This window comes from Algoriphagus halophilus (assembly GCF_041729275.1).
Lineage (GTDB): Bacteria > Bacteroidota > Bacteroidia > Cytophagales > Cyclobacteriaceae > Algoriphagus > Algoriphagus halophilus_A.
On the sequence record NZ_CP146486.1, the window covers coordinates 942,420 to 967,290 of the forward strand.

Sequence of the window (24,871 nt, forward strand, 5' to 3'; positions counted from 1 at the left end):
CGTCATTTGAGCAAAGAGAAGCAATCCATCGTCATTACGAGGAGGAACGACGAAGCAATCTGTCTTAATTATACTTCAATCCTAAAGATTGCTTCGGGCCTTAAGGAATTGATTTAAATGAAAACTTTTCTCTTGCCCCTCGCAATGACGCAAATCTCTATGAAAATCAACGCTTAGTTTCACCACCATTTACTAAGCTTTTGTATTCTTCTAAAGCTCCTTTATTTATTGCATGGCAAACCTTTAGGATTGCCAACGATTCCTTTGGAGAAATCGTAACCAATTTTTTAAAAGCGAATCGATACCTTCTCCAAATAAAATCAATTACATGATTTCGAAAGCCCTTTTTATTACTTTGGAATCTTCGGGAATAAGCTCCTCCCAATAATCTCTTGTATTTATTAACCAACTCTTGGGTATGATAACGGGCAGGATGGTGAACAATCAGTTTTGGGGAATAGACTATTTTATATTTTTGGGAAATCCTTCCCGATAGTTCCGAATCCCCATTTGATTTGAGCTCCGCATTGAAGCCTCCAAATTCCCGTATCACAGCAACAGGACTAAACCAGTTTGCAGTAATGGCATGGCCTTCCTTGGCATAAGATTCTGTCGTAAAACCAGTATATTTTTCAAATACTTCAGCATCTGAAAGTGCCTTGGGATTTTTGAAAAACAAAGGAACCGGACCTGTAAAGATCCCAATTTCCTTTCTACTATCTTTTGAAAAATGTTCAAATGCCACCTTCAACCAATTCTCAGAAGGCAAACAATCTGAATCTGTAAATCCAATTATTTCTCCTTTAGCAACAGCAATCCCTTGATTTCTAGCTGCATATGAACCAGGAATAGATTGGAAAACTTCCTTAATCTGAATGGGATATTCAGAATGATTTAAATCTAGTAACGGACTTTCCGGATCATTATTGACTACAATCACCTCAAAATCAAAACACTCAAGGGAAATTTTGCTAAAAGTACTTAAACACATTTTCAGCCGGTCAGTATCTCGGTAAACAGGTATAATTATAGAAAAATATGGGTTCACAGAATCATCGGTCATGAAGTATTTCTGTAAAAACTGACATCAACTGATCGCCGATTACTTTTGAATCAAAGTGCTTCTTGACAAATTCCCTTCCCGCTTTCCCCATCTTTATTCTTAAATCAGGCTGGTCAATCAACAATTGAATCTTTTCAACAAATCCATCGACATTACCTTCCTGCACCAAAAAACCAGTTTCATCTTCTTTCAAGCCATATTTAATGCCTCCGATATCAGAACATACAACGGGTAATTCCATAGCCTGAGCTTCCTGCACAACAAGACCTTGGGTATCTCCTGCATTAAAAAATGGATCCAACAGTCCGGGATAAACATAAATAGATGCAAATTAAATTCATCAATTATTTGATCCTGCGATAGGGCACCTTTAATTTGGACAGAGTTTTCTATTCCGTATGTCTTTACTAGAGATTCTATTTCTTCTCTTTTTTCTCCATCCCCTATCATAATCAATTCCAAACCAGGATTTTTTCTAAAAAGTCGATGGAAAATCTCAACCATAATCAAACCTCCCTTGAGATAAACTATCCTTCCTAAAAACACTATCCTAACTTTTTGCTTTAAAGATAAATTGGATTCAGGTTTAAAATAATCAAGACTTAAACCGACAGGTAATATTCTAACTTGGGGGAAAGGTATAATTTCATTCAAAAGAGAATAACTGTATTTAGAATTAACTAATAATCTATCTGCATAATTTTCAAAAATCCTATATTCATTTTTGTAAAAATCCTTTTTGTAAGGGAAAATATCATGGCCATGAAAAGAAACCACAACCTTGGCTTTTCCTAACAAACCAGTTTTCTTCATTTTAGCAGCAAAAACTCCCATTTCGCCAAAGTGAGCATGTAGGATATCCAATTTTTCAATGTCTTTCAAAAAGGCATAATTAAATGCAAACAAAGGTTCAAGGTTTTTTCAACTACAGCCTTTATTGCTAAGAAGATTTTAAAAAAACCTGTATTTCCAAAAAACTTGGAAGCGTATTTAAAACCTCCAAATACACTTTTCACCGATTTGGATTTAGGATAATAAAAATACTGGTTTCTTTCTTGCAAACGATAGGTCTTGACTTGTTGATGGATAATTGGATCAAAGAAGAATAAACAGAATAAATTGTAACAACATGTCCTCTCTTCAAAAGATCAATGAGTTGGTTATCAAGCCAAGTTTGTGAAATTTTAGGAAAAGACTCTACTAATATCCCAATCTTCATGAGGATAGCTTTGAAACAATAATTTCTTTGAGATAATATGCCAATACCTTTGGTTTGAAATCTTTATTTATAAAGTATTTAAGGTATTTAATTGCCTCTTGGTATTCTCTATTGGCAATCTTCTGCTGGATTAATTCGTGCAAATAATTACTCTTTGACAGTTTCAGAAAGTCTTTTTTATAACGTTTATACAGTTCGTCAAAACAATAAAACCCTACTTTAAGACTATCTGATCTACTTGTTCTTGAATGGACTCCTTTTTTATGAATTCTGTAAACAGAACCAAAAAAATTTTGACAAACCCCATTCCCGCTTTCTAACAAATGGGTTAATAAATGCACATCTCTAAAATATTCAAAACCCTCGATTGTCAGTCCTGATATCAAATTCTTCCTAAATACCAAAGATTGCATTCCTATCTGCCAGCCATTTGCCAATGAAAAACCGTTAACCTCCACTTGGTTTTGATTCTCTTTAAAAAACCTCTCGTTAAGGTCAGGTTTGGAAATTTGACTGTCCTGATAAAATAGGGTCGTCCGGTGAAAAGCAAAAGAATATTGTTCGTTACTATTTAGGTGATCAATTTGTTTTTGAAGCTTTTGGGGATCGGTCCAATAATCGTCTCCCTCGCAATAGGCTATGTACTCACCTTGACACTGATGCATAGTCCAAAAAAATTCCTAGACATGCCCAAGTTATTCTTATGACGTACGTATCTGATTTTATGACCAAGAGGATGGCTCTTAATAAAACCACCTACTAATTCTTCGGTATGGTCAGAGGAGCAATCATCTGAAACAATGAGCTCAAAAAGCTGATCAATTTGTTGGTTCAAAACCCCATTAATAGCTTCCGCCAAATAATCACCATGATTATAAGTGATCATACAGACACTGACGAGAATTTTATCGGATTTAGCCAATGGGATTTATTTATGAATGAGATAGGCTTGGGAATCCCCTTTTGTTCAAACCAATTGAACATACTCACAAAAGGAAAACCTGCATGGATATAGTCATTTTTGACAATGGATTCTTCGACATTGCTCAGGTCGTATTTATCTTTCCGATATTTCCCTTCCAGCTTTCGGTGAACCCGGTAAGAAAGGTATTGAAACCAATAGTTCCAGTCAAAAGGCACAAACTTATCAATGCTTGATCCATAAGGTACATAATCGCGCATCATGATATAATTGAAGGCCTGCATGTCATAGTTGCCATCATCCCCGATGCTTTCAAATAACGCACACATCTTTTGAAAGACGAGACCAACTTTATATGACTTCCCCCAACAGTACCGGGATTCAAAACCGGAAAATGCAGCATACTTGGAGGAACCTTCCCCGGATATTTGTCATTGAACTCCTTCAGTGCGTTCAATGTCCAAGTACCGCTTTTCCAGAACCTCCTGTCACCCCTTCCCACGAATAGCTTTTTAGGATTTTGTTTTAGGAAAGGCAATGGGTTCCTGTTGAATACCACATCATTGATATCTGTCGTGATGACATAGGTTTCAGGATTCAAGTGAGAGATAAACTCCTTAAAAATAAAAAAACGCTCATCATTGAGGGAATAATTCCCAAGCTTACAATAAACAAAGGAAATCCTGTCGGTACTGTACTTTCCCAGGAATTCTGGAGAAAGCTTATCGTAAAACACAATCGCCTTTAACCCCAAGTCATGGATGCTGTGGTACCAATTGGCTAGGTAGTTAAAATTGTCATTTTGCTGTTTGAATCCCCGGATAGGATCATTTTTGGAAGTGAAGTAATTGGATAAGACCACCAACTCTTCTCCATTATCATGGATTTCCCCAAGGATTTTCTCCAGCGAACCTGGTATCCTATTCATGGGCTTTCAATGATTTTACAGAGATTTGACCTTATCATAGAATCCTGGAAACAGGTGCGCAACATAATACTTACAAAACTGAACCGGGAAATACACCTTTTTACTTGTCAGTGGCCCCTCAAAAAGATGACTCACATATTGGTTCCATGCCATCCTGAAATTTTTATCGTGAAGAAAGTGCCACTCATTTCTCCAGCTATGATTCCAAAGATGCACTGCATAGGTTTCAGCCTGTACAAAAGGCCTGAAATCCAATCCCTCTTAGCAAATGGCAAAGGGTAGAAATATTCCTTGGCATAAACCCTTGCCTTATGCCGGTCCAAATAGGACGTCAGGAACGTGGGAATATCCAAAGGTGTTTGGTAGTCAAAAGTCAGTTGCTTGTACTGATCGAGTAGGGAGGATACCAATGGGTTATTTTTTGTTGACCCGACAATAGCAGCATTAACCAGTCCCTCTTTTTCTTCTCCTAGAAAAAAGTCTTCTTTCAGCAGGTCTTCAAAATCTTTCAAAACCAACATATCCGTATCCAAATAAACCCCGCCTTCTGTATAGAGCGCATGCAACCTGCAGATATCTGATACAAAAGCAAATTTACCTAACTGATAGGCTTTGGCAGAAAACGCATAGGCCGAATAATCAAAATTGCTTTCGTTCCAAAGTTTGATTTCGTAATCGGGTAATAACTCCCTCCAGGATTGGATACAGCTGAGTTCCAAGTCCGTCATTGTTTTGTTCCCAAACCAGCAATAATGAATAACCTTTGGGATCAATCAGATAGCATTTTAAAATTTGCAAGATTTGATCTCAATTTGATGGTTCGGTCCATCCCAAACCAAATGCTGGAAAGGATGATTTTGGGTTTGGAAAGGTCATACCGCAATTTAGGATTTAGCTGAACCATCCTTTCAAGGGATTTTTTGACAATTCAGGATATGAAAAAATTGTCCGAAGGAAATAATCCTCAAATAAAGTACTCAGTATGACTTTGGTTTTATTGTCATTCTTTTTAGAAAGAACCGTCTTTGTACATTTTTCAAAACTTTGATATAATGACAATAAACTTACAAAGCTCTCATCCCTACTCGTATGGTTGGATGTTGGAATTCTATAAAAAGTCAACAAATCATCCAAAAACCCAATTTCATTGACATCCACCAATATCCTGGTCATATATTCCCCATCTTGATTTCGGATCAATTCCTCATCCCAGCCATTAGAAGCCAAATGTATTTCTCTTTTTATCAAATAGGCATGTGGAGGAATAAATGTCCTAATGTAAAAAATGTGAAGTAATAGATTCAAGCCATCAGTTGGGAAACCTGCCCATCTATTGGCTTGAAATGAAAAATTCTTTCTTGCCTGAAATGCCAAATCAATATCAATGCTCCCTTCAAAACCACACCAATTCGAAACAGAAATACTTTCAGCTTCTCCTATTTCAAATTGATTGATTTGAATTTCAATTTTAACGGGAGAAATAACATCATCAGAATCAAGCCATTGGATATAGTCACCCTCGGACAATTCAAAAGCATAATTCCTCGCTGCATTGCCTCCCGGTTTGCGGTCTTTAGGTCTTTTGTAAAGTTTGAACCTAGAATCTTTTGATGCGTATTCCTCCAATATTTCCCAAGAATTATCGGTACTGTGGTCATCTACAATGATACATTCCCAATGGGTATACGTCTGTTCCAACACAGAATCCAAAGTTTCCCTCAGATAAAGCGCTTTATTATAATTAGGGATCAGGATGGATACTAGAGGCATTTTCAAATTATTTTATCAAGCCAATCAATTGGTTTGTTTTGCTTCGAATCGCATTTTTTCCCCAAACTCTAATCAGATTGAACCTTGTTTTATCAAGGTCAATGATTTCCAAATTTCCTGATTTTGCTTCTTCAATACTGAAAACCCGGATCTCATTCTTTATGAAAAATCTATATACAGGATTTGACTTGTCCAAAATTACTTTTGATCCCAAATACAATAACAGCAATATGTTTCCAAGTCCAAGCTGTCTTAGACTATTCATAAAGAAATAGGAACAGGATAGCAGTTGTTGGACATAATCAGGATAGGGCATAAAGTCATTCAAGGAAATAAATCTGTCTCCAAAGATTTTATTTCCTTTCAGCATGATTTGATTTCGATAGGTTGTGTCCCCATAACTCAATGGACATACAATCTTATCCATGTCTAATTGAAACTGTTGGAGGTCCTCAAATGCATCCAAATGGTTATTCCAAAAATTACCGCTATTCCCAAGTAAAATATTTTTCCTCTAACCTCCTTGTCTTCAAACCCCTTGATAACATCTTCCTCCATGTTAAAATAATTCCAAGGAATCCATTTTGGAGCTTTTTGGTAGAAACTCAAATCGATGATTTTTCTTTCCTCCTCCATTACCGTGGATAAATAATCTATTCTACTTACCATCAAACTGGATTCTGGCAAAGTTTTAAACGCTTGATAATATGAAGTTCCAGATTTTTCTATTAGATGGGATTGGGTTTTTATAGATGCAATTATTTTTGTTTTGGGCTTTACATAGTTATTGCCATCGCCAAAAACTTCAATTAAGTCAAAACCCCAACTCATCCAAAAAATGGGGATTTCTTGAGGTATTCTTAATATGAGATTTTTGTAAAACTTCCCGGGTAAACTATGGAAGAAAATACTTTTGACTTGTCTTTTTGTATAAGGAATCAAATGCCAAAACAAACGAGGGTGAATTATTAGAATTTCTGAAGACTTAATGAATTTCAATTTTTGGTTTGGACCTACAATCAGAAACAGATGTCCCTGATTTCCTGCTTCATTAAACTCCCTATATGCAAAATCAATAAACTTTTCATCTTCCACTAGGTGTATATTTCTTTTGCCTTTTAAAAAAACCTCATTCACTAGCCGGAAAAATGACAAAATCACATCAATCATGAATTTAAAAACTAATGAAGTTCATCAATCAACCTAGGCAATTGGTACCATTAAAAATCAAGATAAAATTTAAATTAGAAGCCAATTAATTACTTGATTTCGAAATTGATATCCGGTCTAATAAAGCCAGGAACTTTACCATACCAGCTGAATTCCTTTTGGTTTTCCTCGACAATTTCAAATGAAATAGCCTCCTCAAAATTGAATAATTTGATTGAAGAATCTTTTACAACCAGTATAGACACAGAGAACATACCTGCATTCAAAAGTCTGGAAGGTATTATACAAGAGGCGGAATATAGGCCTTTGTTAAGTTTTGGTGTAGGAAATTGAGTATGGATGTTCATAATACATTCTCCTGTCCCTGCATACAAATGCAAACTTAGATTTGTATTTATATGATCTTGGACCATCCAGAATTCAGTTTGGATCATTATTTCTTCATCTCTTGAAATATAGTTTTTCCCATTTTTACCTACCCCGACTAATTCAATTCTTTTGAATTTTACAAAATCATCCCCTGGAGCATTCTCATAATCCCATACCCTTTGAAAATCAAATTTAAATGTCTTATTCAAATAAAAATCTACTGATTGATATGCTTCTCCTTCAAATGCAACTTTTCCAGATTCAATTAGCAAACCTTTGTTGCACAATCCTTTTACCGATTCTAAATTATGGCTTACAAAAAGTACGGTCCTACCAAAGTCTTTCGCTACCTCGTTCATCTTGCCCAAACACTTTTTTTGAAATTCATAATCCCCTACCGACAATACCTCATCAATTATCAAAATTTCTGGTTCTAAATGAGCAGCTACTGAAAATCCTAAACGGACCCTCATTCCAGAAGAATAAAATTTGACTGGGGTATCTATATATTTCTCCACCCCCGAGAAATCAATGATTTCATCTAGTTTGCTATCGATTTCCTTCTTGGTCATTCCCAAGATAGTCCCATTCATATAGATGTTTTCTCTTCCACTTAGTTCTGGATGGAAGCCAGTTCCTACTTCCAATAGTGCTGCCACTCTGCCTTTCATTTCTATACGACCTGATGTAGGTTCGGTAATCTTGGATAGAATCTTCAAGAGCGTTGATTTACCAGCTCCATTCTTCCCAATAATCCCCAACACCTCTCCCTGCTTCACTTCAAAGCTGACATCCTTTAGTGCCCAATGAACTGAATCGCTTTCAGCGTCAAATTTCCCAAGGCTTTTAATTTTTCGGAAATTATCTAAGGGAGCCTTTAAATTATAAATAAGCTGCTGAGCGAAGGTATCTGCCTTTTTTCCTGAAGGCCTATGCGGTAGCGTTTGGAGAGGTTTTCTACTTTTATGATGGTGTCAGACATTTATTTAAAGGCTGAATTATAAAATGAGAAATCTTAAACGATAGTTATGCAACATCGGCAAACACTTTTTCCATCCTACGGAAGTAAAAAGGCCATAAACAAAGAGTACTGTTGCTACAATACTTCCTGGCCAGATCCATTCCCATGGCATAGGCCTATTTAGGAAACCAGCCCGAATTCCTTCAATTACACCAACCATGGGATTTACGGAATATGCAAACTGCCAAACCTCGGGAACAGCGGTGGTGCTATAAACTACAGGTGCTCCATAGAGTAAGAGTTGGATTATAAAGCCAAGCGCATATTTTACATCCCGATATTGCACGGCCATAGCTGAAAGAATCATCCCTATTCCCAGAGAACACATCAATAGTTGAAGCAAAAGTAAAGGGAGTGCTAGCAAGCCCCAACCCGGAATTATCTGAAAGTATATTAGAAGCCCCAAGAGTACAATAAATGAGATTCCAAAATCCAACAGCTTGGAAAAGATAGCGGCAAGTGGCAATATCAATCTTGGAAAATAGACTTTGGTGATCATTCCAGCATTAGCCACCAAACTATTAGCTGATTCAGACAAGGTACCCGAAAAATAAGACCATGGCCAAAGTGCTAAAAAGGAAAAAAGAATATAAGGCATTCCATCAGAATCCACCTTAGCTAATCCTCCAAACACAACGGTAAAAACCAGCGTCGTAAACAAAGGTTGTATAATTGCCCAACCAATACCAAGAATGGATTGAGCATATCGGGCTTTTATTCCCTAACTGTTAAAAAATAGAGAAGATCCTTATATCTCCATAATTCTTGAAAGTCTATAAACTTCCAACCTTTTGAAGGTTCAATTATTGACTGAAATTCTAATTTTCTAGGTTGCAATACTTATAAAATTATCTTCATTTTTGGAAAAGACTTTAAACTATTTGATTGGATGTTTTTTAAACTAAAAATCCTGTAGTCTGTTGATTTAAAAAAGAATTTAGGGTTTGAAATTCTTTATCAGTGTTAGCCTCAAAAATTAACTTTGGATGGCAACTAGTTAAAAAACCACTTCCTCCTTTTAATACAGCTTCTTCAAATCCTTCTGTATCAATCTTGATTAAGTCTGGATGAAAATTGTTGAACAATAAAAAGTTATCCAAACTCTCAACCTCCACTTGATAAGATTTTAATGCTTCTTTTCTTTTACTAAAATCCACCTTATTCAAAGATCCTAACCATGTTTCTCCTTCTGGAAAATTGATAGTTGCAATACCCTTTTCCTCTCCCATGGCTATTGAATACCATTTTCCCTTAATTTGATTGCATTTTGTTAATCTTTCAAAGTAAGGTTTGCATTCAGGATTGGGTTCTATCGAAATGGTTCTTATTCCTGATTTTAGAAATAAAAGGGAATGAGTACCAAAATTTGCTCCTATGTCCATAAAGCTTTTTGGAGGCTTAGAAGAAGTGATTTCCTGCTCATAGTAAGCTTTGACCTCATAATCATGCCCCAATACAGAAACAGCTGTTTCCCAATCCAGCCAAAGTGAATCACTTGTTAAAGGAATTCGGATTTCATTTCCTGCGAATTTTAAAATCCAATTACCATCTATATCATAGGTATTTCCATCTCTGAAAATCCTACCAAAAAGCGCATGAAAAATCGATTTCTCGTAATATGAAAGCCTATGGTAAAGGTTATTTAGTTTCAACCTTTTCGAAGGGTTTAATACAGCATTTTTGACCATGGACTGAGAAATTTTCCGAAGAGCAGGAAATTTTCCATTGAGTTTTAATATAAATTCATACAATCTCAATTTTTACAGAATTTAATTTTAAACAATCCTTCCAGGCACTCCAACCACAGTTACTGCATTCGGAACATCTTTAGTTATTACTGACCCTGCACCAATCCTAACATTATTTCCAATTTTAATTTTAGGCAGAATGGTTGCATTGGCCCCTATGGAGGTAAAAGATCCTATCTGGCAAGACCCTAATAAAACAGCCCCTGGATTGATCTCTGAAAACTCCCCCAGCTGGACCTCATGGTGTATTTGAGCCCCCGTATTAATTAAGGTTCCTATTCCAATTTTGACCTCTGGGCCAATAAAACACAAATTCATCGAATCCACACCCTCCATACTACTACTTGAACTGATATTGGAACTTGATCCTGTGATGGTAATTAATTCTCCTCCCAATGATTTGAAAAGCTGATAAAAATGATATCTCAGTTTAGGATTTCCAGTTCCTAAAATAAATTGAGGATTCTTTCGGAGTTGAATTTCTAGTTCCAGCTTGGACTTGATTACAGGGTATTTCTCTTTAAATACTTCCTTTTCTGTTAAGTCATCATAAAAGAAAAGTTCTTCATTAATCCCATTTGCAATCAGAATATCTAAAACTTCCAAAGCATGCCCTCCAGCTCCTGCTATGATCATAAATCAGGATTATTTTGAACTCTCAATAAAAGTCGAGCAATCATCCGCTGTTCCTCTTGAGTGAGGGTATGATAAAGAGGAAGACAAAGGATACGTTTAGAAACATCATCAGAGACCGAGCAATCTCCAGATGTATAATCCAGCCCATTTAATCCAGGATAAAAATACCGTCTGGAACCAATCTGATTCATTTCAAGAATTTGCTTGGAGCGCTTTAAATTACCCTCGGAAGAAAATAGAATTGGAAAATAGGAATGATTGTAATTTTCAATATTCTCGGTTTTCGGATAAGTCACTTTTAAGCCCTTTAACAAACCCTTATAAAATTGTACTTGGGAAGCTTTAGTTTGTACAATCTTTTCCAAATAAGGAAGCACAGCCAAACCCATAGCAGAATGAAATTCTGAGTTTTTTCCATTGATCCCTATTCCATTGAATTTTTCAAAGCCATCATGCCCGAAATTCCGGAGATAGGCCATTCGCTTGAGTAGTTCTGGATCTTTGGTAAAAACTCCTCCTCCTTCTATTGTATGGAATAGCTTAGTTGCATGGAAGCTACAAGTTGAGATGTCTCCATACTCAAAGATTGACCTGCCCTTAAATTTAACCCCAAAAGCATGTGCACCATCATAAATTACTTTGAGCCCATGTTTATCAGCAATTTGTTGGATCTTTTCCACCTCGCAGGGTATTCCATAGACATGGGTAGCCAGGATTGCAGAGGTCTTGGAAGTGATTGCCTCTTCAATTAAATCCGGATTGATGGTTAGTCTATCGGGCAGAATATCCACAAAAACCGGTTGGCAACCCTCCCAAATAATACTGGTAGTAGTGGCCACATAGGAAAATGGAGTGGTTATTATTTCTCCTTTAAGACCAAGCCCCTTAATTGCCATTTGTAGCGCAATGGTCCCGTTACTTACAAAAAGTAAATGATCTAATCCAAGGTATTCCTTCAATCTTAACTCAAGCTCATTTACCAAAGGGCCATTGTTGGTTAACCAATTCCTTTCCCAGATTCCATCAAGGTATTTTTCATAATCAGCTCGAGGAGGTAAAAATGGTTTAGTTACTGGGATCATAGAAATCTATAAATAATCTAGATTGGAAAGATCAATTTACTATCACTTTCATATACTTTTTCCTTCTCCTCCATACCCAATAAAACAATCCCCCAAGGGCCATAAAAATCAGAAAATAACTTAGGATAGAAGTATATTCAGGCAAATGAATGCCCCACTTTTGAACTCCCCAAGTTGGAAGTAAATCTGGATTCCAGCTTGTTAAATAATCACTCAGAATTTCATTATTGATTGGAAGCCAGGTCAATGAAATACCCAAAGCCATTACTCCATAAAAAATCAGCTCTTTACCGGTCCATTTATATCGCTTCATGCTCTTGATTACCACGACTCCCCAAATGGGAATCCAAGCTGCCATGTTATTGGCCTTAAAAAAGGAAGGAATAATACTCCTATCATTAAAATAAGACAAATAGACCATCCCAGCCTGCCCATCTCTTGCAAAAACCGTTTGATATAAACCAAAGTAACCAATACCAATATTCCCCAATGGAGTGTGGCAGAAAGGATAAAATCCCTGGGAATTTAAAAACACCTGCACCAATTCCTTTCAAAATTCGAAAAACACCCAAAGATTCATTGTTGCCTGAGAGCAACACCAAAATCAATAAAATTCCGGTGAGGTACATAATTCCTTTGCTCAATCGGGATGAATGAGTCCTTTTCTTCAATTGCCTAATCGCCACTTCCCAGTCCAAGCTATTATTGACAGCCACATAGATGATCCACACGGGAAGTGATAACAGTGCAAGCCCATGAAAAACCTGGTCAATAATCGGTTCATTTCTCCAACCCCAAATCCCCCATCCCACTATGGAGAAGATAATGATGGTTATAAGAGAAAACACTACCGGATTGGCAGATTTTGGTCGCTCCCCTTCGTACATAGGCAATTTGTCGCCAGGGAGAAACAACATCAAAATACCAGATATCAGTAGCAAAGGGGAAACAAATGCCCCCAGTACCGACAACATCCCCAGTTTGAATTTTTCGTATCTAAGAAAATAATTCATCTGCCCAACCCCCATGGTAAAAGCCATCATATCAGGGGAAAAGGGATGATACCATACGGATTTGAGCCATGCAAAATTGAAGAAGAAGAGAATAAAGCCTAACGTAATCAAAGCACTATTTAGTCTTAGTTTCTTTGCGATTCGTAAGTACCAGTAGATCGCCAAGCCAAGATATACTACTTGCCAGATCAACATTCCATTCCTTAGGCCTTCATCATCCTTGACGATATGAAAAGCTGAAAAAGATAAATTCAACAATGCAAAAGGCAGAATCCTTGTAAGCTGAACCAAGTTATAGCTGGAATTTTCTATATCATCTAGAAAGAACCTGCCAACATCCCTATAAAAAACACCGCCTCCAAATGCACCGTCATTTACAGGGATTTTCTCTCCATTGATCTGAAGAAAAACGATTAGGGCGATAAATGCTAATAAGAATAAGTTTCTCAAATTTTAATTATTAGAAACGATTAAGCAAAAAACCAAGGAATATTGAAGCTTCACTAAAATTGAAAATAAATAAATTCCTGTTTTTCAGATGCCATACCCCACCAAATAATTACTATCATGGTACTAAAATAGGCAGGATATCGATACCATTTACCCTCCAACTTTTCCAGCCAATTGAAATGAAATCTTCCTACCCATTCCAACAAGAGAAAAATCAACAAAAGCACTCTTAAATCATAGGCTATCCATCCATAATTCGAAGGCAAAAATGGATTTTCAATTAATCCTGCCAAGTATCCCCAAGCTTGATGAATGGAATTTGCTCTGAAAAATATCCATGTCATGCTTACGATTACAAAAGTTACCACTATCTGAAGGATTTCTTTAAAACTTAAATAATTACCTGAAGCATATTCCCCTAAATGTACTCTGCTTTTCCCAAGTATGAAGACCGGGATAAATAAGGCAGCATGGATTCCGCCCCATACCAGAAATGTCCAATTAGCTCCATGCCAGAATCCTGAAATCAAAAACACAAGAATAATATTTCGTATTGCCATTGATTTAGAAACTTTACTTCCCCTAAGGGAATATAAACGTAATCCCGGAACCAGGTAGAAAGAGAAATATGCCATCTTCTCCAAAATTCCGCTATATCCCTACTAAAATAAGGTGTTCGGAAGTTAGTCATTAACTCAAATCCAAAGAGTTTCCCTACTCCAATGGCGATATCAGAATAACCGGAAAAGTCCCCATAAATTTGAATTGAAAATAGAAAAGCCCCCATAATCAATTCGAGTCCTGAGGCAGTTTGATAATGATCAAATATTGGATTGACTACTAAGGCACAATTATCTGCTATGACCATTTTTTTGAACAATCCCCACAGAATTAATTTCATACCATTAGTTCCTTGCTGGTAGTTAAAGGTTCTTCTTTTTAGAAACTGAGGGAGAAAATTGGATGCTCTTTCAATTGGTCCTGCCACTAACTGAGGAAAAAATGCTACAAACGCAAAAAATGCAATAGGATCCTTGGTAGGCTTGGTTCTCCCTCGATAAACATCTATGGTATAACTCAATGTCTGGAACGTATAAAAACTAATACCAACCGGTAAGATCAAGTTTAAAGTACTGATATTAGGTTGAAATCCTAAAAGCGATATAATATCTGCAGTAGATTCAATAAAGAAGTTGAAATACTTAAAGAAACCAAGAAGACCAAGGTTAAAAAATAGACTGATGGCTAAATAACCCTTAGTAGTCCAATGTCCATTGTCTGGAGACAAGAATCGCTTTGTGGTCAAATCATTTGCCTCTTTTTCAAAAGTAGCAGGCTCGATTCCTATTAAATCAGAATCTACTACGGACTTTTGGCTTTGGATCCTTGACAACTTCAACCCACACCAATAATCCACGACCGAACTTGCAATAATCAATCCCAAAAATCTCCAATCCCACCATGCATAAAACAGGTAACTCGCTAACAGTAGAAATGCATTCTGAATTTTTAAATTCTTTTTGAATACAAACCAATAAAGTAAAAATACTATTGGAAGAAAAATGAAGAAGCTGATTGAATTAAAGAGCATCAAAAAAATTGAAATATCCTTTGAATTAGGGTTGATTCTATTTCTATCCGGTTTTTATTTTAACTAGCCAAAAACGTGAACTCAATTTATATCCAACTCTTTTGAAAATCGTGTCCTTAAGATTTTAAAAAGGACTTCATTGTAGGTGGCAGCTCCTTTGACAGTAAGATGACCAATATCATAAAAATAGAATGTATTAGATTCAAAACCTGGAATCAGTGTATTGAAGTCAAGAAAATCCTCAATCAAGTTCTGACTTTTTAGATTTAAGGCATAATCAAACCATTCTTGGCTATTTTTAAAGCTATTATTATAGGCATGGTATTTTGGAGAGTAAACAAGGATAACTTTAATTCCTTCTCTTTTAAGCATGAATAATTCTGATTCGAAGGTATGTTTTTGTAAATCTAACCCTTCATAGTGGAATTCATCCATAGTTATTTCATGGTCAGGAGTTTTAAAAAACGTTTCCATATAACCTCCTTTGATATATGTTGTAAGTTCTGTTTCTAATGGTTCCCTGAATGTTGGATCCTCAAAAGGTTTATGTAACATTCTTTTTACATAGGTATTAAATGAATAAACACTCCTTGTTTGGGCAATCATAGGTAACAAATTAGAACAATCATCACAATTAGAAGTAATATCTACTATGGACTCAATTCCATAATTTGTAAAGGTGAAGGGGTGAAAATCCCAAATCACCCACTTTGGATTAAATTGTTCTAAATACTTTTCTAGTAAAAAACTGGTTTGTAAAGGAGATTGGGAACCTGAAGCTAGATTAAATGCCCGTAAATTAAATTGATCAAATCTCCTAACGTCGATACTTTGAGCTAAAGATGAACCTAATATAAGTATGTCTACATTTTTGGTGGTATCTGCTTCTCTTAGTCTTGTCCATTGATGCCCGTTACCTCCCCTAAAAATAGGAATTTCAATCTTCGTTAGCTTGGAAAACCATTCAATATCAGAAGCCAAAATCACAACGAGGTAACCTAGAAAAGTAAATAATCCTGCAATCCCAATCTTAAAAAGAAATTTTCTCAATCCTAATTCAACTCTTTATTGTACCAATAGAAGGTAAATTCCTTTATATTCTATCAAATTTTACTTTCGAATTAACTATTAACATCCAGATTTCTATTGTGCAATTCACAGCTTCGCCCTTTCACTCCCACCTTTGAATTTAAAATGAGGAGTTAGAAATGAAGGAATGGAGTCAGTAAATAGATTCCTTGGTAAAATATAACGAGATTGCTTCGTCGGTAAAAAAGACCTCCTCGCAATGACGTCATTGACTGAGTAATAAATTTACTCGGTTGAATTGGATAAGCAAATTTTAGGATGTAAGATTTTAGGATTTAAGAAATACAATTAAAATAGTCCCTTCGGGAGAAATGCATTGAAATAGATAAAAGATAGCCTAAAGGCAGATAAAGAGATAAGCTCCCTTCGGGAGCGAGATATTTAAAACCGATAATTATATGTAATCCTATCTCCGAATCAAAGATTCTGTATTTCTGCGAAGTAGAATCTCTACGCCGAAGGTGGATTATCTCAGGCAACGAAGGAGCCTTTATCTCGCCGAAGGCGTATTTCAAGCGAGGTACGAGCTTATATCTCACCGAAGGCCTATTTCAGCGCAGCCTTATTTCAAGCGACGAAGAAGTTTTTATTTCAGCCGAGGAACGAGGCTATATTTCGCCGAAGGCGTATTTCACGAAGTATATCTCAGGCGACGAAGGAGCCTATATCTAATAAGATTAGAGTTTTTTAAAATCCCACGCAACCAATTCGTAACTTCCCTTGTATGGGCTAATGCAAGCTTGGGAATGTGAAATCTGACAAACTGGAAAAAGATATCTGGCAAGGCCTGGTGGATAACAACCGTAAATACCAGGAGATTCTGTATAGACGCTATTACAGTTATGGAATGAGTATATGCCTACGCTATACCCAAACCAGGGAGGAAGCGAAAGAAATCTTGCACGATGGCTTCATGGTTCTATACAAAACTCCTAGAAAATTAGATCCATCCTTGCCCTTCAAACCTTGGTTTAGAAGGGTGTTGATTAACAGATGCATCAATCATTTCAAAAAGCATCATCAAAAAATGGATGAAACTGGGTTTGAACAGATTCCTGAGTCAGAAACTAGCGAACCAAGTCCATTGGAAACCATGCAATACGAGGAACTATTACAATTGATCCTTCGCTTGCCAAGCGCCTATAGAGCTGTTTTCAATTTATATATTCTGGATGGCTATACCCATGATGAAATTGCCAAGTTACTGGACATCAGTATAGGAACCTCCAAATCAAACCTTTCGAGGGCAAGGCAAAAATTAAGAGAGATGTTAAACACCCAAAGCAATGAGCGAGAATTTCTTCGACAAGAGCGATAAGGAGTTGGATGAACTCTTGAAAAAGATTTCCGAGTCGGCGGACATCCCCTTCTCAGAGCAAGATTGGTCTGATATGGAGTCACGGCTGGATCAAAATCTTTCTAACGGGGCCATTGATTGGAAAACATCCATCTTAGGTTGGGTAGCTGCTATGCTCTTGGTGGGGGCCTTATTGAGTTCCATTTGGGATAGGCAGGATCCCATTCAGGAGTATCAATTAGAACAAGATGAGGGCTTTCTGGAGCCATTTTCGCTTGAAAACAATACTCCTCAGGAAAGCAGTATTTCCAGCCTAAAAGGTGATGAATCTGGTAAAAGTGCTTTTGAGGAAACGTATGCTGTAAACTCAACTTTATCAGCTGCAGCTACTATCAACCCTATTTACAACCAGGAATCTTTTGTCGGAAATTCCTATGCAGAAAACAGAGGGGTCGAACATCCTATTCCCGTGAGAGAGAGGAATGGGGCAATTCCAATTAGAAGTTTGGAAGGTCTGGACAAATCCTTAGAAAATGGGTTTACGACTTTCTCATTGGTGGCGCCTCTTCAGGAAGACATAAAAAAAGTAAGTAAACAGGGAAAGAAACAATTTGGAGGAAAATTCAATATTTCAGTTCAGGTAGCTCCAGACATCAGTGCAATTCAAATCGATCAATTTCGCAAAGCAGGAAATATGGCTGGCCTGGGTATTGAATATTTTATCCAGTCAAAACTGAGTATTTCCACCGGAGTCTATTATTCCTATAAGCCATACAGTGGAGATCAAGGCTATCATTCAAACTATGGTTATGAACCGACTTATGTAATTGGAGCCTGTGACCTGCTCGATATTCCTTTGAACCTAAGGTATTATCCTTTCGAAGGGAAAGTTCAACGGATTTTCATCAGTGCAGGAGTCTCTTCTTACCTCATGCTGAAAGAAAAATATGAACTGGAATATTATAACGAAGACACAGGATATCCCTATACAAGGGAGTTGGAAGTAAAAGGTGCCAATCAGCATTTCTTGGGCATAGCCAATATCAGCGTGGGTTATGAAAGAAAACTCGGTAGGCAAATCAGTTTACAGGTGGAACCCTATTTCAAGGTACCCTTTTCAGGTGTAGGAGAAGGGGATGTTTCATTAAAAAGTACCGGAATATTCATAGGTCTAAAATTCTATCCTAGCCAAACACTGAAATAATAATAACACATTCTTATTAAATATGTTAACCTCTTACAGTTAAAAGAGGACTGGAAATTATTTGCTAAAATTTAATCACTAAAACTATGAAAACGACATTCTTGAACAAAAAAACCAATTGGGCAATCATAGCCACATTTGTTTCAGCTCTGATGATTTTTATTTCTTGTTCCTCTGATTCAGAAGACCAATTGCCAGCTCCACCTACCAATGAATGTGAAGGAAGCACCGCTTCTTTGGCCAATGATATTATTCCCATCATTCAGCAAAACTGTGCAGTGGCAGGATGCCATGTCTCCGGTACAGGAAGGGCCAATTTATCTACCAAAGAGAATATTATTTCTTTCGCCAGTCAAATCAGAACCAATACCCAAGCTGGTGTAATGCCTCCTTCCACTTCAGGTAAATCCCTTTCTGATGCTGAAAAAAACTGATCAATTGCTGGGTGGCCAATGGCGCTAAAGACAATTAATCATGAAAAAGTTAATCCTATTTACCTTCTTATGGCTCCATGCCTATTATGGATCATGTCAGGCTTTACAATCTGAAAAGGGGTATGTCAAATTCTTCAGTAGTGCCTTAATCGAGGATATCACTGCTGAAAATCATCAGGCCAAAGCCCTATTCAATCCAGAAACAGGTGAAGCTGTATTTCTGATTCCTATTGCTGATTTTGAATTTAACAAAACGCTGATGAAGGAGCATTTCAATGAAAATTATATGGAATCTGATCAATACCCCGAGGCTTATTTCAAAGGAACTATATCCGGATATCAAAAAGACGCCACAAAAAGTGAGGCGGTTGCTGAAGGGGAAATGATGATTCATGGCGTAACAAATCAGGTAAGGATTCCTGGAGAAATCATCCATCAAAACAACACGCTTTTATTGAAAGCAGTGTTTCAGGTGGCCCTTGAAGATTATGACATCGAAATCCCAAAATTGATGTTTCAAAAAATTGCGGAAGAAGTAGAAGTAACCATACAATTTGAATTTCAAAACCCAAGCTTATGAATTCAGCACGTTTATTTATCACCCTATTATTGGCATTCATTACCATGAATTCATCCGGGCAGGATCTATTGGATCAATTAAGAGCAAGTTCTGACAATGAACCCAGACCTGTCACTGGAACTTTTAAGGGGACAAGGATCATCAATGGCCAATCCATAGAGACAAGAGGAAAAGGGAATTTGGAATTCATCATTTCTCATAGATTCGGAAGAATCAATTCTGGTTCCTACAACTTGTTTGGCCTGGATGACTCAAATATAAGATTGGGCTTGGAATATTCCATTTTGGACAGGTTGACGGTAGGAATAGGAAGAAACTCTTTGAATAAGGTGTATGATAGTTATGTCAAGGGGAAAATCCTACAGCAAAAGACAAAAGGAAGTCCTGTCTCCATCACTTGGGTCAGTGATTTTTCTATCTACACCCTGAAACGACCAGAATTACCGATGACTTTTGAGCGAAGGCTTCGATATGTGCACCAAGCATTGGTGGCACGAAAATTCAATTCCATCCTATCGATTCAATTCATGCCCACGTATGTGCACCGTAACTTAGTCCCAACAGAAAACGAAGGCAATGATCTGTTGGCATTAGGCATGGCTGGAAAGGTTTCCTTATCTAAAAGAGTGGGAATTACAGGAGAATACTATTATCGATTTGGAAACGACTTGCCTGGCTATAATTCTTTAGGATTGGGAATAGAAATTGAAACCGGCGGACACGTTTTTCAATTGCAGTTCACGAACAGCAATGAGATGACTCCTTCTGGATTTATCCCTTCTACTACAGGAAACTTCTTTGATGGAGATATCCATTTCGGATTCAATATTTCCAGGTCGTTTCAGGTAGGAAAAGGGCGATTGGATTAATTTTAAGAATGAAGAGTTTAAAATGAAGAGTTTAAAATTGAAGGGCAATTCACAATTTTAATTCCGTCACTGCGAGCAGAGCGTGGCAGTCCCGTCTTGATGGGGAATTTAAAATTAGAAGTTTAAATGAATCAGGGTTCAGTAGGCAGTCGCAGTGATCAGAAGGGAAGGATTTTTTTGAAGGCTTGGATGTTGGAAGCAGGAGGTCAGGATTAGTTATTGTAAAATTTAAAATGAAGAGTTTAAAATTGAAGGGCAATTCACTATTCTATTTCCGTCACTGCGAGCAGAGCGCGGCAGTCTCGCCTTAATAGAGAATTTAAAATTAGGAGTTTAAAGGAATCAGTGTTCAGTAGGCAGTCGCAGTGATCAAAATGAAAGGATTTTTTTGAGGGCAGGGATGCTGAAAGAAGGAAGTATGAAATAGTGAATATGGAATTTAAAATGAAGAGTTTAAAATTGAAGGGCAAGGAACTATTCTATTTCCGTCACTGCGAGCCGAGCGCGGCAGTCCCGTTTAAATGGGGAATTTAAAATTGAACAGGTGCTACTCTGCATTAAATAGTATTCAGTCGCAGTGATCAGAATGGAAGGATTTTTTGAGGGCAGGGATGCTGAAAGAAGGAAGTGAGAAGTAGTTAATGTGAAATTTAAAATGAAGAGTTTAAAATTGAAGGGCAAGTCACTATTCTATTTCCGTCACTGCGAGCAGAGCGTGGCAGTCCCGTTTTTTGATAAGCAGAAAATGCTGTTACTTGCTAAGCCTATCTCAGCGGAGCTGTATTTCTTCGCCAAAGGCGAATTATCTCAGCCGAGGAGCGAGGCTATATCTCGCCGAAGGCGTATTTCAAGCGAGGTACGAGCTTTTATTTCGCCGTAGGCATATTTAGAATACGCTACAAAGTTCCGGTAACTCATAAAAAAGCGGTAAACGTAACAGGCAATCGGAATAGTAATCGGAATTGGGGAGATCCCGCTGATATTGATCGGGGAAATGTCTTTTAGCAAATTCTGATCTGTGAAGGCTTTGGTAGTGGAAAACAGACAAGATCCCTTGTTCTTTTAACGCTGCAGCATAAGCTGTTCGGGATTCTAGGTTTGGGAAAAGGAGGTAGAAGAGATGGTAGTTTCCTTTGAATTTAAAATTTAAAGTGGATATGTTTAAACTTGAGTCAAATTTATGCTTATCCAAATTGTGCTGATTTTCTTTTTCTACTTTAAACTTTAAACTTTTAATTCTCTCCAAATAATAAGATCCTAAAATCATGGGGTTTACTATTGAAGTCGAAAAAACATTGTAATAGTCTTCCCAAATTGCTTTTCTTCTCAATTGGATTACATCAAGGTTTTCTAGCTGAGCCCAAAGGAATGCCGCAGTAAGTTCAGAAGGCAAAAAGAACTTCCTTGATCTACCCACCCGTATTTTTGAATTTCCCCTCTAGAAAAAGCAACTCTCTCTGTTCCTTTTTCCCATAGGATTTCGGCTCTTTTTATCAAAGAAGGATCGTTGATCATTAACATTCCCCCTTCCCCACTTTGGATATTTTTTGTTTCATGAAAGCTCATGCATCCCAAGTGCCCCATACTTCCCAACGCTTTCCCTTGATAAAAACTGTCTATTCCCTGTGCGGCATCTTCAATTACCAATAGGTGATATCGATTGGCAATTTCAAGGATGGTATCCATTTCGCAGGGAACTCCTCCATAATGAACAATTACAATGGCTTTGGTCTTTGGGGTAATCAACTCTTCAATCAGTTTTTCATCCATATTCGGATGATCAGATTTACTGTCCACAAAGACGACCTTGGCTCCTCTCAAAACAAACGCATTGGCAGTAGACACAAATGTAAAGCTAGGTACAATGACTTCATCTCCGGGTTGGATATCACAAAGCAAGGCTGCCATCTCCAAAGCATCGGTACAGGAAGTAGTCAACAGGCACTTTTGGAACCCATACCGTTTTTCAAAAACTCTTGACATAACTGGGTGTAATGTCCATTCCCTGAGATTTTCCCTCGGTGGATGGCGTCCTGAATATAAACCAGTTCCTTACCAGTCTGATACGGTTTGTTGAAAGGGATTTTCATGGATTTGTAATTGAGATATTGGAAGTCATTTCGAAGGAGGTAAGGATATTTAATTTTGGAAAAGCTTCATTGAGTCGACTGAGAAATCTCACGTGGTTTAGGGTATAGAGATTTCTCCTTGCAGTCGAAATGAAATAATATAAAGTCATTTCGAAGGAGGTGATGACATTCAGTATTGAACTACATTCATCATGAAGAATGAGAAATCTAGTTAGGGATCTATATCCAAAAATTTCCATCTAGGGTTTTTCTTATTGATCAAACCTTCCTTTTTCTGTCTTCTCCATTTTTTAAGTTCTTTTTCTCTTTCGATTGCTTCTTTTGGAGTAGAATACTCTTCAAAGTAAATGAGATAATAACAATTATATTTAGATGTAAATGAATTTGAAGAACCAAAGCCATTTCTATGTTCAAAAAGTCGTCTTGAAAGATCGTTTGTCACTCCAATATAAAGAGTGGTTTTGGTCCTATTTGTTAGTATATAAACAAACATAAAACTTGGAATCTTATAACAATTAAAATTGGGATTTCTCACTACGTTCGAAATGACCAAAGAACTGGTCTTCTCGTAAAAGGTTATAATATCAGACTTTAAACTAATTTTTTATTTCATAAAATGATACACATATGTTTGATCCACTATTGTGTATCCCAATTTTTGATAGAGCTGGCATGCTGCTATATTGGTATCCTGAGTGGGAATCAGAATAAATTCTGCTCCAGATTTTAGGGACTCTACCTCCACCGCATGTACCAGAGCAGCCCCCAAGCCAGCCCTCTTTTTTCATTTGCAACTGCCAGCAACCCAATGCTTGCTTCTTTTCCTTCCACCGAATAGGTAACCATGCCTGACCAATCATTTAAAACCAGAATTTCATCTTCATCCAGCGCCCGATCCATCCAAGCAGTATACATTTTCTCAAATTCTTGCTGCGTTAATCTAGGATCTACATGAAAACGAGAATATGCCCCACTTTGAAAGGCCAATGAATAAAGTGAAGGCAGTACCACGGTCTTGGTATACCTTTTCACTTGATGATCTAATTCCTTCTTGTCTTTCAGGTCTTTTTTGAAAACCACCTTCTTATTTAAATATAAAATCCTAGGGTCATGAGTATCCAAAGGGTCATTGGAAAACAGGTAAACCAAATTGAATTCTTCTGCTTTTTTAAAAACTCAAACTCATTCCAATCCCCTTGTACCTCTAGCTTTGCTACGGGGTACCCAAATAACTCTGAATCGAATGGAAGTGTCTGTATTTTCAATTGATATTGAGGAAATGAAGGGTCTTGAAGGATTGAGCCAAGAAGAAAAAAGAATAGCCCTTCCGGGCTGAATTTTTAGTATATGTACTAAGTTTAATTAGGATTCATTTGTCCAACTCTTTTCTTGTCAAGTACTATTTAGTCCCCGTTTGTTTTTCTATGATATAAACCGGTCTGTTCTTTACTCCCTCAAAGGTCTTCCCCACGTACAGACCAACCATACCTAGGGTAATCAAAATAAACCCGGTCAATACCCAAATGGAAATAATCAAACTGGCATACCCTGCCACTATGATTTCACCATTGAGGTACTTGAAAAAGGTAAATAGCGCAAATAAAAAACCAGAGAACGCAATCCCAAACCCAAGTTTTACGGTAAGGCGAATGGGTTTATCTGAATAGGCTAACATGATATCCAAGGCCAAATTAAACAGCTTGCCAAAGTTGTAATTACTAGTTCCTTCCTCTCGTTTGGCATGGACCACTTCCATACTGGTTTGCCTAAAACCCACCCATTTGACCATGGTAGGAAAATATCGAATGCTTTCCCGCATCCCAATAATTTCATTGATCACCTTTCTATGGTAGATCCCAAAATTAGCAATGCGTTCATCCTGATGGGAGCCCGTCAGCCATGCCAACGTTCTATAAAACAATTTAGATGAGAATCGTTTTAGGAATCCGTCTCTCCTATTTTTCCTTTTTCCTAAAACAACGTCATAGCCTTCCAACGCTTTCTCCAAAAAGGAAGATATTTCCTCAGGTTGATCCTGTAAATCACAATCCATCACTACTACCCACTCTCCAAGTGAAGCATCCAGTCCTGCTGTGATCGCATAATGTTGTCCAAAATTCCTGGAAAGCTTAATCCCCTTAATTTCTGGGTGAGTGGCTGCCAATTCTTCAATTTTAATCCATGAATTATCAGGACTTCCATCATCCACTAAAATGATTTCCATCTCACTTTCTTCTACTGCCTTTTTTATCCTGAAGACCAGTTCTTCAAGCGTATTTTCGGCACAATAAACAGGAGAAACAATGGAAAGAATCAAATTTTTAGT

Annotated in this window: 32 protein-coding genes; 5 read left to right on the forward strand and 27 right to left on the reverse strand. The window is 37.2% G+C overall.

The genetic code is table 11. The features are described from left to right. Positions 1-166: 166 nt before the first annotated feature. From V8V91_RS05045 to V8V91_RS05145, 21 genes are all read right to left on the reverse strand, one after another. Positions 167-1,063, reverse strand: coding sequence for a glycosyltransferase family 2 protein (locus tag V8V91_RS05045; RefSeq protein ID WP_373399087.1), 897 nt, complete (start codon positions 1,061-1,063; stop codon positions 167-169). Continuing rightward, positions 1,053-1,364, reverse strand: a complete 312-nt coding sequence (locus V8V91_RS05050) for a glycosyltransferase (RefSeq protein WP_373399089.1) — start codon at positions 1,362-1,364, stop codon at positions 1,053-1,055. The genes V8V91_RS05045 and V8V91_RS05050 overlap by 11 nt, the downstream gene beginning before the upstream one ends. Continuing rightward, the gene (locus V8V91_RS05055; RefSeq protein ID WP_373399090.1) at positions 1,253-1,969 is read right to left on the reverse strand and encodes a glycosyltransferase; all 717 of its coding nucleotides are present in this window, start codon (positions 1,967-1,969) and stop codon (positions 1,253-1,255) included. The genes V8V91_RS05050 and V8V91_RS05055 overlap by 112 nt, the downstream gene beginning before the upstream one ends. A 309-nt stretch (positions 1,970-2,278) precedes the next feature. Then, positions 2,279-2,947, reverse strand: coding sequence for a hypothetical protein (locus tag V8V91_RS05060; protein ID WP_373399091.1), 669 nt, complete (start codon positions 2,945-2,947; stop codon positions 2,279-2,281). Continuing rightward, positions 2,920-3,168, reverse strand: a complete 249-nt coding sequence (locus tag V8V91_RS05065; RefSeq protein ID WP_373399092.1) for a glycosyltransferase — start codon at positions 3,166-3,168, stop codon at positions 2,920-2,922. Before V8V91_RS05065 ends, V8V91_RS05060 begins: the two co-directional genes overlap by 28 nt. Continuing rightward, on the reverse strand, positions 3,165-3,488 hold the full coding sequence (locus tag V8V91_RS05070; RefSeq protein ID WP_373399093.1) for a hypothetical protein: 324 nt from the start codon (positions 3,486-3,488) through the stop codon (positions 3,165-3,167). Before V8V91_RS05070 ends, V8V91_RS05065 begins: the two co-directional genes overlap by 4 nt. Then, positions 3,464-4,132 carry a hypothetical protein gene (locus V8V91_RS05075; RefSeq protein ID WP_373399094.1) on the reverse strand — a complete coding sequence of 223 codons (669 nt, stop codon included), beginning with the start codon at positions 4,130-4,132 and terminating at the stop codon, positions 3,464-3,466. Before V8V91_RS05075 ends, V8V91_RS05070 begins: the two co-directional genes overlap by 25 nt. A 131-nt stretch (positions 4,133-4,263) precedes the next feature. Beyond that, positions 4,264-4,905 carry a glycosyltransferase family 32 protein gene (locus tag V8V91_RS05080; RefSeq protein WP_373399096.1) on the reverse strand — a complete coding sequence of 214 codons (642 nt, stop codon included), beginning with the start codon at positions 4,903-4,905 and terminating at the stop codon, positions 4,264-4,266. 118 nt (positions 4,906-5,023) lie between these two features. Next, complete coding sequence (locus V8V91_RS05085) at positions 5,024-5,902, reverse strand: glycosyltransferase family 2 protein (protein WP_373399097.1); 879 nt, start codon at positions 5,900-5,902, stop codon at positions 5,024-5,026. 7 nt (positions 5,903-5,909) lie between these two features. Next, on the reverse strand, positions 5,910-6,368 hold the full coding sequence (locus tag V8V91_RS05090) for a TDP-N-acetylfucosamine:lipid II N-acetylfucosaminyltransferase (RefSeq protein ID WP_373399098.1): 459 nt from the start codon (positions 6,366-6,368) through the stop codon (positions 5,910-5,912). Then, on the reverse strand, positions 6,332-7,072 hold the full coding sequence (locus V8V91_RS05095) for a hypothetical protein (RefSeq protein WP_373399100.1): 741 nt from the start codon (positions 7,070-7,072) through the stop codon (positions 6,332-6,334). Before V8V91_RS05095 ends, V8V91_RS05090 begins: the two co-directional genes overlap by 37 nt. An 89-nt stretch (positions 7,073-7,161) precedes the next feature. Further along, positions 7,162-8,220 (reverse strand): polysaccharide ABC transporter ATP-binding protein, encoded by a 1,059-nt coding sequence (locus tag V8V91_RS05100; protein WP_373399101.1) that lies wholly within the window; start codon positions 8,218-8,220, stop codon positions 7,162-7,164. 219 nt (positions 8,221-8,439) lie between these two features. Continuing rightward, on the reverse strand, positions 8,440-9,123 hold the full coding sequence (locus V8V91_RS05105) for an ABC transporter permease (RefSeq protein ID WP_373399103.1): 684 nt from the start codon (positions 9,121-9,123) through the stop codon (positions 8,440-8,442). A gap of 235 nt (positions 9,124-9,358) precedes the next feature. Next, positions 9,359-9,844, reverse strand: a complete 486-nt coding sequence (locus tag V8V91_RS05110; protein ID WP_373399104.1) for an FkbM family methyltransferase — start codon at positions 9,842-9,844, stop codon at positions 9,359-9,361. A gap of 393 nt (positions 9,845-10,237) precedes the next feature. Continuing rightward, positions 10,238-10,846, reverse strand: a complete 609-nt coding sequence (locus tag V8V91_RS05115) for an acetyltransferase (RefSeq protein WP_373399105.1) — start codon at positions 10,844-10,846, stop codon at positions 10,238-10,240. Beyond that, positions 10,843-11,928 (reverse strand): DegT/DnrJ/EryC1/StrS family aminotransferase, encoded by a 1,086-nt coding sequence (locus V8V91_RS05120; protein WP_373399106.1) that lies wholly within the window; start codon positions 11,926-11,928, stop codon positions 10,843-10,845. Before V8V91_RS05120 ends, V8V91_RS05115 begins: the two co-directional genes overlap by 4 nt. A 31-nt stretch (positions 11,929-11,959) precedes the next feature. After that, the gene (locus V8V91_RS05125) at positions 11,960-12,286 is read right to left on the reverse strand and encodes a hypothetical protein (protein ID WP_373399107.1); all 327 of its coding nucleotides are present in this window, start codon (positions 12,284-12,286) and stop codon (positions 11,960-11,962) included. Positions 12,287-12,326: 40 nt separating this feature from the next. Further along, a complete protein-coding gene (locus V8V91_RS05130; protein ID WP_373399108.1) occupies positions 12,327-13,391 on the reverse strand; it encodes a hypothetical protein in 1,065 nt (354 codons plus the stop codon). A 53-nt stretch (positions 13,392-13,444) separates the two neighbouring features. Beyond that, a complete protein-coding gene (locus V8V91_RS05135) occupies positions 13,445-13,951 on the reverse strand; it encodes a hypothetical protein (RefSeq protein WP_373399109.1) in 507 nt (168 codons plus the stop codon). Beyond that, positions 13,918-14,982: an MBOAT family protein gene (locus tag V8V91_RS05140; protein ID WP_373399110.1), complete on the reverse strand. Its 1,065-nt coding sequence runs from the start codon at positions 14,980-14,982 to the stop codon at positions 13,918-13,920. Before V8V91_RS05140 ends, V8V91_RS05135 begins: the two co-directional genes overlap by 34 nt. A gap of 81 nt (positions 14,983-15,063) precedes the next feature. Further along, on the reverse strand, positions 15,064-16,032 hold the full coding sequence (locus tag V8V91_RS05145) for a hypothetical protein (protein WP_373399111.1): 969 nt from the start codon (positions 16,030-16,032) through the stop codon (positions 15,064-15,066). A gap of 787 nt (positions 16,033-16,819) precedes the next feature. Between V8V91_RS05145 and V8V91_RS05150 the strand changes: the two genes are divergently transcribed. The 5 genes from V8V91_RS05150 (at position 16,820) to V8V91_RS05170 (ending at position 20,455) form a co-directional block, all read left to right on the forward strand. Then, on the forward strand, positions 16,820-17,389 hold the full coding sequence (locus V8V91_RS05150; RefSeq protein WP_373399113.1) for an RNA polymerase sigma factor: 570 nt from the start codon (positions 16,820-16,822) through the stop codon (positions 17,387-17,389). Then, complete coding sequence (locus V8V91_RS05155) at positions 17,358-18,572, forward strand: hypothetical protein (RefSeq protein WP_373399114.1); 1,215 nt, start codon at positions 17,358-17,360, stop codon at positions 18,570-18,572. Before V8V91_RS05150 ends, V8V91_RS05155 begins: the two co-directional genes overlap by 32 nt. A gap of 86 nt (positions 18,573-18,658) precedes the next feature. Continuing rightward, complete coding sequence (locus V8V91_RS05160) at positions 18,659-19,006, forward strand: 2-polyprenyl-6-methoxyphenol hydroxylase (protein ID WP_373399115.1); 348 nt, start codon at positions 18,659-18,661, stop codon at positions 19,004-19,006. Positions 19,007-19,046: 40 nt separating this feature from the next. Continuing rightward, the gene (locus tag V8V91_RS05165) at positions 19,047-19,586 is read left to right on the forward strand and encodes a YceI family protein (RefSeq protein WP_373399116.1); all 540 of its coding nucleotides are present in this window, start codon (positions 19,047-19,049) and stop codon (positions 19,584-19,586) included. Continuing rightward, a complete protein-coding gene (locus tag V8V91_RS05170; protein ID WP_373399118.1) occupies positions 19,583-20,455 on the forward strand; it encodes a DUF5777 family beta-barrel protein in 873 nt (290 codons plus the stop codon). The genes V8V91_RS05165 and V8V91_RS05170 overlap by 4 nt, the downstream gene beginning before the upstream one ends. An 886-nt stretch (positions 20,456-21,341) precedes the next feature. On the opposite strand, the gene V8V91_RS05175 is transcribed toward V8V91_RS05170, so the two are convergent. The 6 genes from V8V91_RS05175 to V8V91_RS05200 form a co-directional block, all read right to left on the reverse strand. Further along, positions 21,342-21,848 carry a DegT/DnrJ/EryC1/StrS family aminotransferase gene (locus V8V91_RS05175; protein ID WP_373399119.1) on the reverse strand — a complete coding sequence of 169 codons (507 nt, stop codon included), beginning with the start codon at positions 21,846-21,848 and terminating at the stop codon, positions 21,342-21,344. Next, positions 21,806-22,438: an aminotransferase class I/II-fold pyridoxal phosphate-dependent enzyme gene (locus V8V91_RS05180; RefSeq protein WP_373399121.1), complete on the reverse strand. Its 633-nt coding sequence runs from the start codon at positions 22,436-22,438 to the stop codon at positions 21,806-21,808. The genes V8V91_RS05175 and V8V91_RS05180 overlap by 43 nt, the downstream gene beginning before the upstream one ends. A 318-nt stretch (positions 22,439-22,756) precedes the next feature. Next, positions 22,757-23,038, reverse strand: a complete 282-nt coding sequence (locus tag V8V91_RS05185) for a GIY-YIG nuclease family protein (RefSeq protein ID WP_373399122.1) — start codon at positions 23,036-23,038, stop codon at positions 22,757-22,759. Between the two features lie 111 nt (positions 23,039-23,149). Further along, positions 23,150-23,290, reverse strand: coding sequence for a hypothetical protein (locus V8V91_RS05190; RefSeq protein WP_373399124.1), 141 nt, complete (start codon positions 23,288-23,290; stop codon positions 23,150-23,152). After that, entirely contained in the window at positions 23,281-23,694 is a 414-nt protein-coding gene (locus V8V91_RS05195; RefSeq protein ID WP_373399125.1) for a hypothetical protein, read from the reverse strand. Before V8V91_RS05195 ends, V8V91_RS05190 begins: the two co-directional genes overlap by 10 nt. A gap of 250 nt (positions 23,695-23,944) precedes the next feature. Next, the gene (locus V8V91_RS05200; RefSeq protein ID WP_373399127.1) at positions 23,945-24,862 is read right to left on the reverse strand and encodes a glycosyltransferase family 2 protein; all 918 of its coding nucleotides are present in this window, start codon (positions 24,860-24,862) and stop codon (positions 23,945-23,947) included. Positions 24,863-24,871: the final 9 nt, after the last annotated feature.